The 15,991-nt window shown below is 43.0% G+C and carries 4 protein-coding genes; all 4 read left to right on the top strand.

All coding sequences use genetic code 11. The features are described from left to right. Window positions 1-3 precede the first annotated feature (3 nt). From F3059_RS02375 to F3059_RS02360, 4 genes are read left to right on the top strand one after another with little or no spacing between them, the layout of a single operon-like run. Window positions 4-4,401 (top strand): hypothetical protein, encoded by a 4,398-nt coding sequence (locus F3059_RS02375; protein WP_151166343.1) that lies wholly within the window; start codon window positions 4-6, stop codon window positions 4,399-4,401. Between the two features lie 2 nt (window positions 4,402-4,403). Beyond that, window positions 4,404-6,404, top strand: a complete 2,001-nt coding sequence (locus tag F3059_RS02370) for a fibronectin type III domain-containing protein (RefSeq protein WP_151166342.1) — start codon at window positions 4,404-4,406, stop codon at window positions 6,402-6,404. Window positions 6,405-6,423: 19 nt separating this feature from the next. Continuing rightward, window positions 6,424-7,368, top strand: a complete 945-nt coding sequence (locus F3059_RS02365) for a hypothetical protein (protein ID WP_151166341.1) — start codon at window positions 6,424-6,426, stop codon at window positions 7,366-7,368. A gap of 10 nt (window positions 7,369-7,378) precedes the next feature. Then, window positions 7,379-15,976 carry a PKD domain-containing protein gene (locus F3059_RS02360; protein WP_151166340.1) on the top strand — a complete coding sequence of 2,866 codons (8,598 nt, stop codon included), beginning with the start codon at window positions 7,379-7,381 and terminating at the stop codon, window positions 15,974-15,976. Window positions 15,977-15,991 lie beyond the last annotated feature (15 nt).

Here is a 15,991-nt window from a genome sequence, read left to right as displayed (position 1 = left end):
AAAATGAAAAAGTTCACCCATATCATCCTTTCATTTTGCACAGGTTTCCTGATGTTGGCTAATTCTGCCAAAGTAAATGCACAGGTTTATCCGGTTGATGTTACTACCAACTTAACGCCACCGTATTCAGCGTTCATCGCTGATTATTCACAGGCAGGCTCCAACAAGTGGATGTCGAATATTACACTTCGCGATGCTAATGAGCCATCAGTCCAGGTTAGGTTACACCTTACCATTGAATCGAGTTCGATTAAACTGGAGACAAAACCCAACTTTATTCCCAACCAACCGATTACTTTAACACCTAATGTTCCGGTAACGATCAAGGGATCTGACCTTTTACCGTATCTCGATTATAACAATCTACAATTCAATGGAATATCTCGACAACAAATCGAGCAAAACGGGAAAATCCCCGAAGGAATGTACACCTTTAAGATTGAAGTAGTTGAGTACATGTCGGGTAAAACGATTTCTCGTCCGGCACAGGCCAGCGCTTATATTCAGCTCCGCGATCAGCCACTTGCTGTCAATCCAACTTGTAGCACAGCAGTTTCCCCATCTCAGGGACAAAACACTATTTTTCAGTGGCAGGCTGCTAGTCCGCCAGGTCCTGGAGCCACAGGATCTACAGAGTACAGGTTTACGCTCTACGAAATTACAGACAACACCATCGACCCGATGAATGCCATGACGAATAACGCTGTTTTTCAGGTTTACGAGAGTCAGTGGCAAATGCAAACTACACTTGTTTACGGTATTGCACAGCCTCCGCTAGAATTGGGTAAGAAATACCTGTGGCATATTCGGGCGCGTGACAATCGCGGATTTACCTCCTTTAAAAACAACGGCCTCAGTGAGGTTTGCTGGTTTTCTTACGGTTATCCAACAGGTGGAAATATCACACTCAACAAGCCCGATGATGATTTTGGTTTTACAGATGAGGATCAGCCCATTTTTGAATGGGGAGCCATCGATAATGACGTGCCCGGTCAACAAGTTGTTTACAACCTTAAAATAGTCGAGCTCAGTAATGGTCAGAACCCGGACCAGGCCATCGACAACAATCAGGCTTACTTGTCTCAAAACACAGCCCAAATGCCTGCAACAGGAGGATATCAAATCATGCTCGATTCACTCCCAACTGATAATGAATATGCCTGGCGAGTTTCAGCTCTTAGTGATGGGCAAAAAGTTGCAGAGAGTGACGTGAGGACTTTTACATCTCCACCTTTCCTCGACAAATTCAAGGCGGGAAATCACGAAGTGCTTGTCACTACTCTTGACGGTACTGATTTGAATGATATTTCAGGAACAGGAAAAATTAAAATTGGAGGAGGAGATTCGGCTCTGATCGAAATCGACTTTGAAAATTTAAAGCTCAAAGAAGTAGCAGGACAGGTCGTTCTCGATGAAGGAGAGATTGAAACTCAAATTACGATGGACACAATAGGTCTTGAGAGTTTGACCGAGGGCATTCCAAATGGATTTTTTCATCCAGAGAAAGTAAAACTCAATAAAAATTCACTCTCCCTAAAAGGGTACGCAACTTATCCGCTTCCTCTTGTTACAACAGCCAGTCAGCAGGCGAAAGTTGAAACGAAATCAGACTGGATCAATTTTGATAATTACTACCTGCAGGGCGGATTAAACCTCAATGAAAACAATACATTCAACTTATTAGATCCTGCAGGGTTCACGATTGAGTACAACGATGATTCAGAATTGATTATCAGTGAAAACCGCTTTTCAGGAGATTACGATGGCGAAATCACTTTTGAAGACGACATTAATGACAGCGAAGGAAATCCGCTCGTAATTCCATTTGTCGATTTTGACAATCTACATTACAACACCATTTCATACGGATTGGAAGGAGTAGATATCAACCTTCTAGAAAATACAAAGTTCACTCTCAACCCAGGTGAAATAGTAGTGGATTTCAGTGAGGATGAATCTCCGGGAACAAAGAGCGGGCAAGCAGATTGGACTGGTATTTACTTCACACAATCAGAGTTTGAAATTCCTTTTGGATTTGATGAGAATGGATTTGTTTACGTGAAGGAAGATATTGTGAAGGATGCCGGCCTCACACAGTCTTACATGATGAAAAACTCAATTGACTCAAAAGGGCTGAATTTCAAAATTGACTACAGTCCGGCTGATGAGCTCGCATCGGCTTATGCTTTCGTTGGTGATTTCGACTATTTGAATTTCGAAATTGACGGAAGTGATTTTGTAGAAGGTGAGATGGGAATTGACATCACTCTGACTCAAATCAACACAGAAACGAAATACGATGTTAAAGCTCCCCTCACAGCCTCTGGTTTTGACACACCTTACTTCGATGGAGATTTCAACGGTACAATAGAAGTCGATAAAGGTGATGACGAACGCTACTCAAAAATCACTGTTTCTGACGCTCACTTTGATGAAAATGGAATACTGGACATGAACGCAGTTTACGAGTGTCCGGCCTTGGATCTGACTGTTGATAATATCAGTAATTTCAAAATGAGTGCTACAGGAATGATGGGCTTTGGAGGTCTTAACCAGGCGATGAGCCTGGAAACACCAGTTTCCTGTGAACTCAATGGATTACCCGTTACAGTTAGTTCAATAGCAGCATTAGAACTGGAAGGATACACCGCGATTGGCGCTATAGCTACGGTTGATATGGGACCAACGGTTGCCGGTGACGGTGGAAGTGCCGGTATTGAAGTAGCATTGACAGCTGTAAGGCAAAAGCCTGAGCCTTACGATACTGAAAAGGAAGATTTTATCAGCGCTGTGGTGGAAGGTACAGCCAGTGCCAGTGGAGGAAATTCAACTGCGAGCGGTAGTGCCGGAGCCAGCGGTACGTTGGGTTTTGAAGGTGGAGATGGAATAGGAGCTCAGGGAGGTGTATCAGCTTCAGCATCTTCTGAAGAACTTCAAAAAGTAAGCGATGCTGCCAGTCAGATCACGGGGATTCAGTTCAAAGATGCAACAGTTGATGTGAAAGCAGATGCCGGAGCGATGGCTGGTGTAACTGATACTGATCACGGTTTCAAGTTCGAGGCCAATGTTTATGTCGATCTCGGGATGATAGCGAGCGTGAGTGGAAAAGTGAGCCTGATCAATGACAATGAATTCGGGATTGGCGGAAATATTGTTGGTGGTAATTTGGATTTCAATTCAGGAATCATTCCAGTATCACAATACCTAGATGGTTTTAAAGTCCAAACGATTATGGGCTACGCCTCTGGATCTGATGGTGTTCCGCGTCCAGTTTATCTTATGAGAGGCCAGGCTGGACTTGGCTTCCCAATCGTTTCACCGTATATCGGACTCAGTGGACTCGGCTTTGCTATTGGTTCTCATGTTTCACCTAAACAATGGATTGTTCGTGATGGAACGCCAATTTATGAACGCGAGTTTGCTGTCGATTTGCAAACACCTTTTTCTATCACATGGGGAGCCGGAATTCAGGATGAATTTGAGTTGCCTTTTGTGGGAATTGGAGGAGGAGTTTTATACGACTTAACGGCAAACCTCGGTGGAAGAGTAGAATCAACTCAGGAAGTCGATTTTTCAAACCCGGCATCATTGACCAACATCAGGGCCTGTGTTATGGGGAACTTTGATGGTGGTTTCTGGAATACAGATTTCTCTCCGCTAGATTTACTCATCAAAGATCAAAGTGCACTTGCGCTTACAGGTGGAGGAGAGATGTGCTATGGAAAAGTGATGGAAGCTCACCTCAAGTTAGATGGTGACCTTTGGATGGCTCCTCCCATTATTCCGGGAATTCCTTCACCTATTTATTACTGTGGTGCAGGTCAGGCCGATATCGACTTGAAAGTCGATTTGGAAAACATCACTGATCCAACAGCTCACTTGTGGCATATACGCTACGGTACTGAGCAAAACCCAATGACTTTGGATCTGTTTTGCCAACCGAGCTTGAGAGCATTTGGCTGGCTGGATGTAGGGCTCAAACCTAATGGTAAAGCCGGTTTTGATGTAGCTTTAGGTGTTGATGTTGATGTCAATCTCGATGGCCCTGATATCCCAATTGTAGTTGGAGATATTTCACCTTATTTCAAATTCCAGGCAGATGTTCTTGGAAGAGCTCAAATGGAAATTGATTTATCGAGCCTCTCAACTCCAGAAAAATTCACAGCAGCTTTTGAATTGCACACTCATGCCAGTGCTTATGTGTCTGCAGGGTTTGTTTACGATCCTGTTATTGGTAGTCCAACGGATTATAACCTGGGTGAAATACTGCTCAGCGCTGATGGAAAATTAGCAGGGAGCACAAATGAGTTGACACTCGATGGCGAGTTCGTGGCTTCATTCGGTGCGTTGGGGCAGTCATTCACCGCAAAATTTGATAAAGAACTAACACTAATTGATTAAAAATGAGTTTGAAACAGCAAATATCAATCCTGTTGTTGTCAGTTTTGACACTTACCGGTTTTGCTCAGCAAAATGCTGATGTGAAATTCTATGTCAAGATTAATGGATCTGACCAACCAACTCGCTTAAAGTGGTTTACAAAACAGGTTGTTTCATATAACGGCTTCAATGTTTACCGTCAAATGGTAGGAGAGCAAAATTGGGAAAAACTCAATCAGGATCCACTGGTTCCGGGAGCTCATCAAATACCTGAAGAGAAAAAGACACAGGAAATAAAAGCCTTTACTCAATTATTTACTGATCAGAATTACAAGATTGGTGACAAACCAATGGCCGATTTCATCCTCATTCCCAAACTCGTTCTCAGTGAGGAGTTTGCCAAATTTGCTGGAATCAGGTTTGATGATAAAACGGCTGTTTCCGGTTCTGACTACATTTATAAAATAACTGAAATTCAGGATGGTGGAGAAGAAGAGTTGGTCAGATCCGAACCCGTGACAGCAGGGCAAAAGCTTGTTGAAGGTCCACCCGCAAATGTCATTTCGAAAGGTTACAACAAAAAGATCAAAATCGGGTGGTTTGCCGAGCCAGATCGCTACTTCGCTGTCAATGTGTACAGAGCTCCGGCCGGAAATCCTGACGACACGATGTTGATCAACGAAAAGCCTGTCAAGTTCAACATGGAAAACGGAAAGGTTTCGAAGTATCCGTTTTGGGATCAGGGACTTGACGAAGATGATGAATTCGTTTACACACTTGTCACAGTCGATTATTTTGGGGAGGAAGCGGGTAGAGCCGATCCCGTAAAATTTGGAACTGAAGACGTGATTCCCCCCGCACAACCCGAAAACCTGGATATTTCAAAGGACGATCCTTCATTGAGTTTTGTCTTGAGTTGGAAAGCTGAAATTCCTGAAGATTTTGATGCTTTCGCACTCTACATGTCGAGAGAGCGAGACGGTGAATACGAAAAAGTGAAAGATGGTATTCCGCCCGATGAATTTACAACAGAATACATCGCCCCTGAAATAGGTCCGTACTACTTCAAAATCGAGTCGCGTGATACCAACGGAAACACGATGAAAAGTACTTTCATCACGAGTACCTTAAAAGATGCAATTCCGCCAGATCCACCAACAGGCGTGCAAGCCATTGCCGATACCGGAATCGTCAAAATTACCTGGGACAAATCTAAAGCTCCCGATTTTCACGGTTACCATGTTTATACAAAGCGCAATAGAAAAGCTGAACTGTACAATCGTTTTACCAAAGATCCCATTCAAACCAATGAATTTCAGGATGTGATGCACGATAAAATTGTGGGTGATTTCTCCTATAAAATCACTGCTGTAGATACGAACGGAAACATGAGCGAAATGTCTCAACTTGCTACAGCTCAGTTTCCTGATCGCAATCCGCCACCAAAACCTTTTATATCGAGAGTGACTGTGAATCAGGAAGCTCAGGTAGAAATCAACTGGCAATCGATAGCTGCTGATGATCTCGAAGAAATTGATGTCTACAGGAAAAACATCAAAGAGGAAGAGCCAAAGTGGGAAAAAGTGAACCTAACAGATCTTCCATCTTCTAGCAGGAACTATTTAGATCGCTCAGTTCAACCAGGGTCAACCTATGCTTATTCGATAATAGCTATTGATACTGAGGGGAATGAATCTCTTCGGTCAGATCCAAAAGAAGTTCGTGTAAACCAGCCAAAGCTCGCCCCTGTAGCTATAGAGAAATTTAAAGTCAACACGAGACGCAGATCTAAAAATGCAGAGTTCGAATGGAATGTGGACAGACCACAAGATGTCATGGGCTACGTGATTTACGGTCAACATCCAGGAGACAAACAATTGAAACCAATTACCGGCAGACTGACTGATTCGGCTTATAGCTTAAAGAAGCTACAGCCCGGTGAGCACACCTTTCAATTGAAAGTATTTGATAGAGAAGGAAATAAAGTAAAATCAGAAATAGTCTCAATCAACATTAAAGAATAGAACATAAAAACTTGATAATATGAGAATTAAAAAATCGATATTACCACTTTTTGTAGCTGTACTTTGCTTTTGGAGTGCAGATCTCTTTGCGCAGGTAGGGTACAACAATCCCAATCCGCATCCCTCATCCATTGTCGATATGCAATCCAATGACAAGGGATTGCTCATTCCGCGTATGACATCATCAGAACGCAGCGCTATGGCCGTTTCTTCCACAACTCCGGCTGAGGGACTTCTCGTTTTCGATACTGATGTCAACCGAATCTTCTACTGGGATGATGATGTAACAGCCTGGAGAGCCGTAAACTTTGCTGATGTCACGCAAATAGGGAATGACGAGTTTGTAACGATGGACGCTTCTCTAGTAGTGAATAACAACATCCAGCTAAATGGAACCCTAAATGCAGACAGCATTTCGATGAATCAAAATTCAGGTCCTGGAGTTGTACCTCAGGGAGGAATTATAATGTGGAAGGGAAGTACTAATAATATTCCCCAGGGTTATGCTCTCTGTGACGGAACTAATGGCACTCCTGACTTAAGAGGTCGTTTTGTTGTTGGAGCCGGAGGCGGATATGCTGTTAATGATACTGGCGGATCTAATGATGTAACACTCAATTCTACTCAAACGCCACTTAAAAACCATAATCATAGTGTTAGTTTGACTACAGGTACTAATGGAGATCATAACCATCAAACTGGAATTTCTGTTAACGCTAGTTCAGGTGCTGAAACAGCTTCATATGCAGGTCAGGGCTTAGGGAGTTCATCAAATGCTTCAAATTGCGCTACCGGTACAGGAAACTGTAATGCTGTTGCAGTAAAAAACTACGCTTTAACTGATAACAAAGGGAACCATTCACATTCTGTTTCAGGAAACACCAATAGCACATCTGATTCTAACGCTCAACCCCACGAAAACCGTCCGCCATACTTCGCCTTAGCTTATATCATGAAACTGTAAAACACTGGTTATGAATAAATTTTACCCGGTAATCATATTCTGTTTTTTCTTGTGTTCAGCGTTTTCGCAAAATGCTGTTGCACAGGTTGATGTCGTTAATAAAGGGGTTAGCATTACCAATACAGGTTCCAGGATCTACATTGATGGAAACCTTTACAATCGGCTTGATTCGTTATCGCAATCAACTGATGGCTCCATAGCGAACGGTGATTCTATTTTTATTACCGGGAATATTTACAATCAGGCTACTAACAGCCTTTTTACAACTAATTCAGGAGTTGTCGTTTTTAACGGAGCTAATAGCCAATCTGTTTTTGGAGATTCACTCGTTGATTTCTACACGCTCACACTCGACAAAGCTAGTGGGGAACTGGTTTTGCAGAAGGATTTATCGGTTCTGAACGAGCTGAAATTTACACAGGGAAACATAGTCATCAATGACAAAAATATTCTTCTCGGTAATTCGGGGTCATTAGTTGGTGAAGACAATAATAACCGTGTTTACAACGGAAACGGCTACATTATTGCTAATCGCTTTTTAGATGGCTCTCTTCAGAACCAAAACCTGGCCGGAATAGGAGTTTCGCTGGATTACAGCCTCAATCCGGGACAAACCACAATCAAGCGCGGACACGGAGTTCAACAAAATGTGACAAATGGCAGCATTGAACGTTATTTTGAGCTCTCGACAAACAGTACTTACCAAATCGATTCATTCAGAATTGATTACCTCACACCGGAGCTTGCCGGAAATAACGCTTCCAATTTATCCATGTGGCAGAGTAACACTGGCGGAAATTCGTGGAACAGTATTGAAGGCGTTTTGAATACAGGTAATCAATTTGCTACCGGACAATCGTCAACAATCAACCAGTCGATTATCACGCTTTCTGAGACAGACTGCGATAGTACTCCTCAACCAAATTTACCCGATACAGCTTACCTGTGTGGAAACGATTCTTTCCTGCTCAATCCGCAAGTACCCGGATTGCTCTACAACTGGTCAACAGGTGACTCAACTCATACGATATTTGCAGCTCAGGCCGGAACTTATTTTGTCACCGTTACAACGCTATCGGGATGTAGAGCAGTTGATACAACTGAAGTTATTCAAAAACCAAAACCGGTAACAGCATTTTCTACCAACAATATTTGCCTGGGAGACACGGCTTTTTTCACCAACAACACCTCCATAACATCTACCCAAATCACTAATTGGAAATGGACGTTCGATGTGAACGGCACTTTGCCGGATTCGGCTCTGACCGAAAACACTTCATTTAACTATCAGAACCCGGGTGCTTATCAGGTTGAATTAGTGGCAACATCGGAGTTTGGGTGTACGGATACAGCCCAAAATCAGGTGATTGTTTTTTCAAATCCGCAAGCTGGATTTACTGTTGCTGATAACTGTGCAGACAGCACCGTGAATTTCACGAACACTTCATCGATTCAATCGGGAGGGATGCTTTACCAGTGGGACTTTGGTGATGCCTCAACTTCAACATCAACAAGTCCTTCACACACTTACACAAGTTCAAATCCTTATCAGGTTGAATTGATTGCAACATCGAATGCTGGTTGTGAAGATACAGCTCAACAAACGATTCAGATTTTTTCAAATCCAACAGCAGATTTCACTCTTCAAAATGTGTGTGTAGGTCAGGATATTGGTATTAATAACCTATCGACTTACAGCGGACAATTGAGTTACAGTTGGAATTTTAGTGACAATACTTCTGACACAGCACAAACGCCTCAAAAATTCTTCAATACTGGCGGAATTTACACCGTGACGCTTACAGCTACAACGAATAATGGTTGTGCTGATACCGCGATCAGATCAGTTAATGTCACTTCTGGTCCGTTCGCGAGTTTTACAGCTAGTAATGTATGTGACGGTGAAGCAGTAACGCTTTCAAACAATACTCAAATTTACGGTAACACAACTTATAGCTGGGACTTTGGAAACAGTCAGTCTTCAACAGACTCAGTTCCACAGTTGACTTATGCCAGTCCCGGTGTTTACAACATTAGTTTGATCGCGTCATCAACAAATGGATGTAGTGATACCGCGACTCAACAAGTTACAGTAAATCCAAATCCGGTTTCGAGTTTTAGTGTGAGTAACCCATGTGTGAACTCTGCACTTTCTATCCAAAACAATACAACAGTTTCAACCGGTTCATTGACTTACGCATGGGATTTCAATGATGGAACAACCGATACAGCTCAAACACCAACAAAGCAATACAATTTACCAACTAACTACACAATTGAGCTCGTAGCGACATCAGGAGCCGGATGTACTGATACTTCATCGCAACAGATCAATGTTCAACCGTTGCCGGTTGTGTCAATTGAAGATACAGCAGTTTGCGGAACATCTTACGTATTAGATGCCGAAAACCCGGGAGCTACTTACAATTGGAGTAGTGGAGCAACTTCTAGAAGAGATACTGTTGATACATCGGGGAATTATTATGTAACTGTTACAGATCAAAACAGTTGTTCCACTGTCGATACGGCAAATATTTTTCTCAATCCAACTCCTGTTCCCGATCTCGGCCCTGACACAACAGTTTGCGGATCGTATAATTTACAAACAGGGCTACCTCAAAACCACTTGTGGTCAAACAATTCAACAGCTAGCAATATTACGGTTACTACATCTGGAGTTTACGCTGTTGAAGTAACCAACTCACTCGGTTGTTCCGGTTCAGACACAGTACAAGTTACTATTCAAAACGATCCACAGGTCAACCTCGGGAATGACTTTATCCAATGTGCTGGCGATAGTGTAACACTTGATGCCGGAGTTGGAAATTACAGTTACTCCTGGAACACAGGTGATATAACACAAGAATTAACAGTTGATACAACCGGTGGTTATGCCGTAACTGTGACAACGAGTGCAGGCTGCGTAAGTAGTGATTCTGTTCACGCAACATTCAGAGCCAATCCGGTTGCTGATTTCACCTTTGCCGATGTTTGCGAGGGCAATCAGGCTTCTTTCACTAACACTTCATCTCAGCCAAATGGCGGATCACTGAGCTATTCGTGGGATTTTGATAATGGTAGTACATCAACAGCTTCACAAACAAGTCAAACATTCCAAACTGCTGGAAGCTATAATATTCAATTAGTTGCTGAAAACACTACAGGATGTAAAGACACAACAACGAAGCAACTTACAGTGAATCCAAATCCTTCAGCTTTATTTACAACTCAAAATGTTTGTTTGGGAGACTCGGCAGTATTTAACAATAACTCAACTGTTTCAGGAACAACACTAAGCTATAATTGGAGTTTTGATGATGGTCAGATCTCGACTCTCAACAACCCGGGGCATCTTTACGCATCAGCCGGAGTTTATACGGTAGAGCTTTCAGCCCAAACACCTTTTGGCTGTTCAGATTCAACCACTCAAAATATTCAGGTTTACAATCTGCCCGTTTCAACACTTTCAGATTCCATCATAGAGTGCGGAAATTCGACTACTATTCAGGCGGGAAATGGAAGTCAATTGTACAGTTGGTCAAATGGTGAATCGACTTCAAATGCCACAATCGATACAACCGGAACCTATACTGTGACTATTACAAATACTAACGGGTGTTCAGTTGAAGATTCAGTTTATGTGAAGTTGTTTAATCCACTGGTTTTCAATTTGAATAATACTGTGATTTCTTGTGATTCTGTCACGCTTGATCCCGGTGTTGGCGGACTCGCTTACAACTGGAACACGGGAGACACAACTCAGGCTCTGACCGTGAATAATTCAGGTTCTTACACCTTACAGGCGATCGACAGTAACGGCTGTAGTTTTACTGATACAGCTCAGGTAACAATTAATCAGAGTCCGGTTGTGAATTTGGGCTCAAACGATACGCTGTGTACCGGCAACTCAAAAACGCTGAATGCCGGAAATTCATCAGCCAGTCATATTTGGTCAACCGGCAGTCCAAACCAGGCTATAACGGTTTCTAACACGGGAACATATTCCGTAACTACTACGAGTCAAGCAGGATGTTCAACTGTTGATTCTGTCGATATCCTATTCAACCAATCTCCCTCAGCCAATTTCAACTTCACAAATACTTGCCAGGGAGATACAGTCGCTTTTACTGATCAATCGACAAATGTAGTTGCCGGAAGTACTCATAACTGGCAGTTTGGTGATGGTAACACCGCCACTGGTCAGAACCAAAATCACCATTACACTTCTAACGGAAACTATACGGCTACACTTGCTGTAACAACACCTGATGGATGTTCTTCAACAAAAACAAAACAAGTTGTTATTTCACCACTTCCCGTTGCATCATTCACAGCAAATGATGTGTGTGTGGGTAGTGCTGTTAACTTTTTTAACACATCATCAGTATCAACAGGAAGTTTGAGTTATCAGTGGGATTTTGGTGATGGAAACACGAGTTCTGCTGCGAACCCATCTCACAATTATGCTACAGATGGGCAGTATGTAGTCTCATTGATCGCTACTTCATCAGCCGGATGTAACAGCACATTTACTGATACTGTAGAGGTGTTTACTCAGCCACAATTGAATTTAGGCGGCAATATTTCAACTTGTGCAGATTCCACAACATTGAGCGCTACAAATCCAGGATCTTCTTACCTGTGGTCTAATAACACAACTGATTCGGTTCTCACCGTTACGCAAAACGGGAATTACGCTGTAACAGTAACCTCTCAGGACGGCTGTACAAACTCTGATCAGGTGAATGTTCAACTGAGTACGCCCGTTTCCGTTGATCTTGGGGCTGATACGCTCGTTTGCGACAGCATCTTACTCGATGCCGGCAATCCCGGAGCTACTTTTAGCTGGAGCAATGCAGCTACATCTCAGGCTCTGACCGTAACAAATACCGGAATTTATGAGGTAACCATAACTGATCAAAACGGATGTGTGGGATCTGATACGATTCAGGTGACGGTGCAAAACGGCCCGGTAGTGAATCTTGGAAATGATACCGTTTTTTGTTCTTCTCAGTCTCCGATTACGCTTGATGCAGGAGCCGGATATGCAAATTACAACTGGAACAATGGAGCAACTAACCCTACTATAGTTGTTGACAGTACTTCAATTTATGAAGTAACCGTGTCGGCCGGTAATGGCTGTACACAAACAGATCAGGTCGCGGTGAGCGTTCACGAAACTCCTGATGCAGCTTTTGCAGTCTCAAACGTATGCGAGAGTCAGTCTGCGAGTTTCGTGAACCAAACCGTATCGCAAACTGCTGTGAGTTATGCGTGGGATTTTGACAATGGAAATTCATCTAATGGTCAGAGCCCAACTGAGCAATACACTGCGGGATCTTACAATCCGCAACTAATAGCGGCAACAGCTCAGGGTTGTGCCGATACAGTTTCAGCTCTATTAACCGTGAATCCTAATCCAGTTGCCGGATTTACCGCTACAACCGGTTGTGAAGATCAGGCAGTGAGCTTTACTGACGGTACATCGATTTCATCAGGAAGTTATTCAATAAACTGGGACTTTGGAAATGGAGATACAGCAATATCTTCAAATCCACAGGTTACCTACAATTCGGCAGGTTTTTATCCTGTTACGCTCGCAACTGTTTCTGATTCGGGATGTGTTGATACGGCTATTCAGGTACTCGATATCAACGAAACACCACAAGCTTCGCTGGCAGATTCAGTTGAACTTTGCGCAAACAGCTATTCTTTAGATGCTCAAAATACAGGGAGTTCTTACAACTGGAATAACAGTGCTTCAACTCAGAGTATTAACGTAAGCACGAACGGATTGTACATCGTAACGATCACCAATCCTGATGGCTGTTCAGTTGTAGATTCATCATTTGTAGAGCTCAATACTCCGGTAAGTGCTTCTATCAGCGGTTTGACTGTAGCTTGTGATAGCACTACACTCGATGCGGGAAATACGGGAGCTTCCTTCAGTTGGTCTACAGGAGACACCAATCAGAATATCACTGTTTCAAACTCTGGCAACTACGCAGTAACCGTAACAAATACTCAGGGATGTTTTGATACAGCTTCAGCAACTGTTACGATTAACAACTCACCATCAGTTGACATCGGTCCGGATACAACTATTTGCCCCAGTGCAATCATAGCTTTAGATGCAGGAAACCCTGGAGCTACTTACAACTGGAATGGATCAGGAACGGGGCAAATTACAATTCCAACAAATCAGGGAACGTATTCGGTAACTGTAACAGATCAAAACGGTTGTTCAACAGTTGATTCTATGCAGTTGAGTCATTTTGATGCTCCAAATTCAGCATTCACCACAAACAATGTTTGCGTATCAGATTCAATCGAGTTTATCAATAACTCAACTATTGCTAATGGATCACTCACTTACAACTGGCAATTCGGTGATGGACAAGCCGATACTGCTACGAGTCCTTCGCATTTGTACGCTTCGGCAGGAACATATAATGTTGTGCTTACAGCAACTAGTAACAACGGCTGTGTAGATGTTTCAACCAGCACAATTCAGGTTAGGCCTCAACCCACAGCGAGTTTCAATGCTTCAGCGAGTTGCGCTGATGACATGGTGAATTTCGTGAACACATCCTCAATCTCAAATGGATCGCTCAATTACAATTGGGATTTTGATGACGGAAACACTTCCACGAATACCAATCCGCAAAAGAGTTATTCTACTGCCGCGACTTACAATGTTGAGTTGGTAGCGACATCCGGATTTGGTTGTGTTGATACTGTTCAGAACCCGCTTGTGATCAATCCTCTTCCGGTTCTGACCATGCCAGATTCCATTCAAACCTGTTCAAACGACACAACACTCGATGCTGGAAATTCAGGTTCTAGTTTTATCTGGTCAAATGTGACATTTAACCAAACACTTAATGTTCAAAATACAGGCAACTATGCCGTTACCGTCACTACTCCTCAAGGCTGCTCGGCTGACACATCAGTTTATGTAAGTTTCAACAACCTGTTTAATCCTGACCTCGCACAGCAGACGAGCGGATGCGACAGCGTAACGGTGAATGCGGGTAACCTCGGCAGCTCTTATCTATGGAATACGGGCGACACAACTCGCTTGTTCACCACTGATTCTACCGATAGTTATTCAGTTGAAATCACTGATGGTAATGGATGCATCACTTTTGATACGGTTGCCATTATGGTGAATGAGAGTCCGCAGGTTAATTTGGGACCGGATACAGCTTTCTGTGAAGGCGGATCAGTTATTCTCGATGCCGGCTATCCGGGCTCCAGCTTTACGTGGAGTAACAATGCTAATGGTCAGAGCCAAACTGTTTCAACTACCGGAAACTACTTCGTAACCGTAGTTGATACGAATAACTGTTTTGGAACTGATAACCGTGATGTAACTGTTTACCCTGAGCCAGAGTTTGAACTCGGCAATGACACGTTGATTTGTGATTCAATGGAGCTTACTATCACTAGCTCATTTGATGCTTATTCGTGGAATACAGGAGACACCACAAGCTCAATCATGGTTAGTGACAGCGGACTCTACGTTGCTCAAGCCACTTCAACGCAAGGATGTGTTTTTAGTGACAGTATTTTGATCGATGTTCAACCTGGAATTCCGTTCGATCTAGGTGAAGACACAACACTCTGTGCCGGCTCTTCTCTCACTCTTGATCCCGGAGTTGTAGGAGATAGCTACCAGTGGTCGTTTGGTGGATCAAACAGTGTTTTGACTGTTGGTGATTCCGGTACTTACTGGTTAAATCTCACTTCAGCAAATGGTTGTGTAACTACTGATACCATCACGATCGACTATTACAACAATCCGCAACCCGATTTAGGTGGTGATCTTATGCTGTGTACTGGTCAGCAAGTGACATTGAGTACTGGTTCAAATCCAACCTCAAATTTCACGTGGTATTTGGACTCAACGGATCTGACCGATACAGTTGCTGTTGACAGCAGTTCGTTTGAATTATCGAATGATTCTGCTTCAATAACAGCATCAGACAGTGGTCTTTACTGGGTGGAAGTGAGCGATAGCAACGGATGTTTCGCTACTGATACAGCTCATATTTCTATTTCAGATAATTTCATTGAAGCGAGATTCCTCTCTGCATCTGAAGCTGTTGTGGGCGATACGATCAAGTTTATCAGTATTTCTTTCCCTGATTCGCTTCCACATTACTGGAATTTTGATGATGGTGTTACCTCACAGGAGTTCGATCCTGCTCATCCATTTTTCATGAGCGATACATTCATGGTTTCGCTAGTTGTTTCTAACGGATTTTGCAGTGACTCAACTGCCAAACCAATTTACATTGGATCTGGTAAGAAGCCGGGTGAGGTTGAATCTGACACTATTCCTGCTCGCTATACCGACTTTGTAAGTGCTAAATTCTGGCCTAATCCGGTTCGTGATTTTGGTACGCTACAGTATGAATTGAGAGAAAGAGCTGTTGTTCAAGTAGATCTGTTTGACCTCAATGGAGCTCTGTTGAGATCGTACACTGAAACAAAGCAATTCAGTGAAAGACAGTTCAACACGCAAAAGCTGGCTCCGGGGATGTACATCATTCGCCTTATGACCGGTAACAAGCAGCTTACTCTCAAATTCATCAAAAATTGACGACCTGAAATTTAA

This window comes from Salibacter halophilus (assembly GCF_008806325.1).
GTDB lineage: Bacteria > Bacteroidota > Bacteroidia > Flavobacteriales_G > Salibacteraceae > Salibacter > Salibacter halophilus.
The sequence above is the reverse complement of the archived record's forward strand: the minus strand, read 5'-3'. Positions and strand labels throughout refer to the sequence as shown.

Excerpts from the sequence above, each read along its gene's own strand:
- F3059_RS02360 (WP_151166340.1), top strand. The coding sequence starts at position 7,379 with ATGAATAAATTTTACCCGGTAATCATATTCTGTTTTTTCTTGTGTTCA.
- F3059_RS02370 (WP_151166342.1), top strand. The coding sequence starts at position 4,404 with ATGAGTTTGAAACAGCAAATATCAATCCTGTTGTTGTCAGTTTTGACA.
- F3059_RS02375 (WP_151166343.1), top strand. The coding sequence starts at position 4 with ATGAAAAAGTTCACCCATATCATCCTTTCATTTTGCACAGGTTTCCTG.
- F3059_RS02365 (WP_151166341.1), top strand. The coding sequence starts at position 6,424 with ATGAGAATTAAAAAATCGATATTACCACTTTTTGTAGCTGTACTTTGC.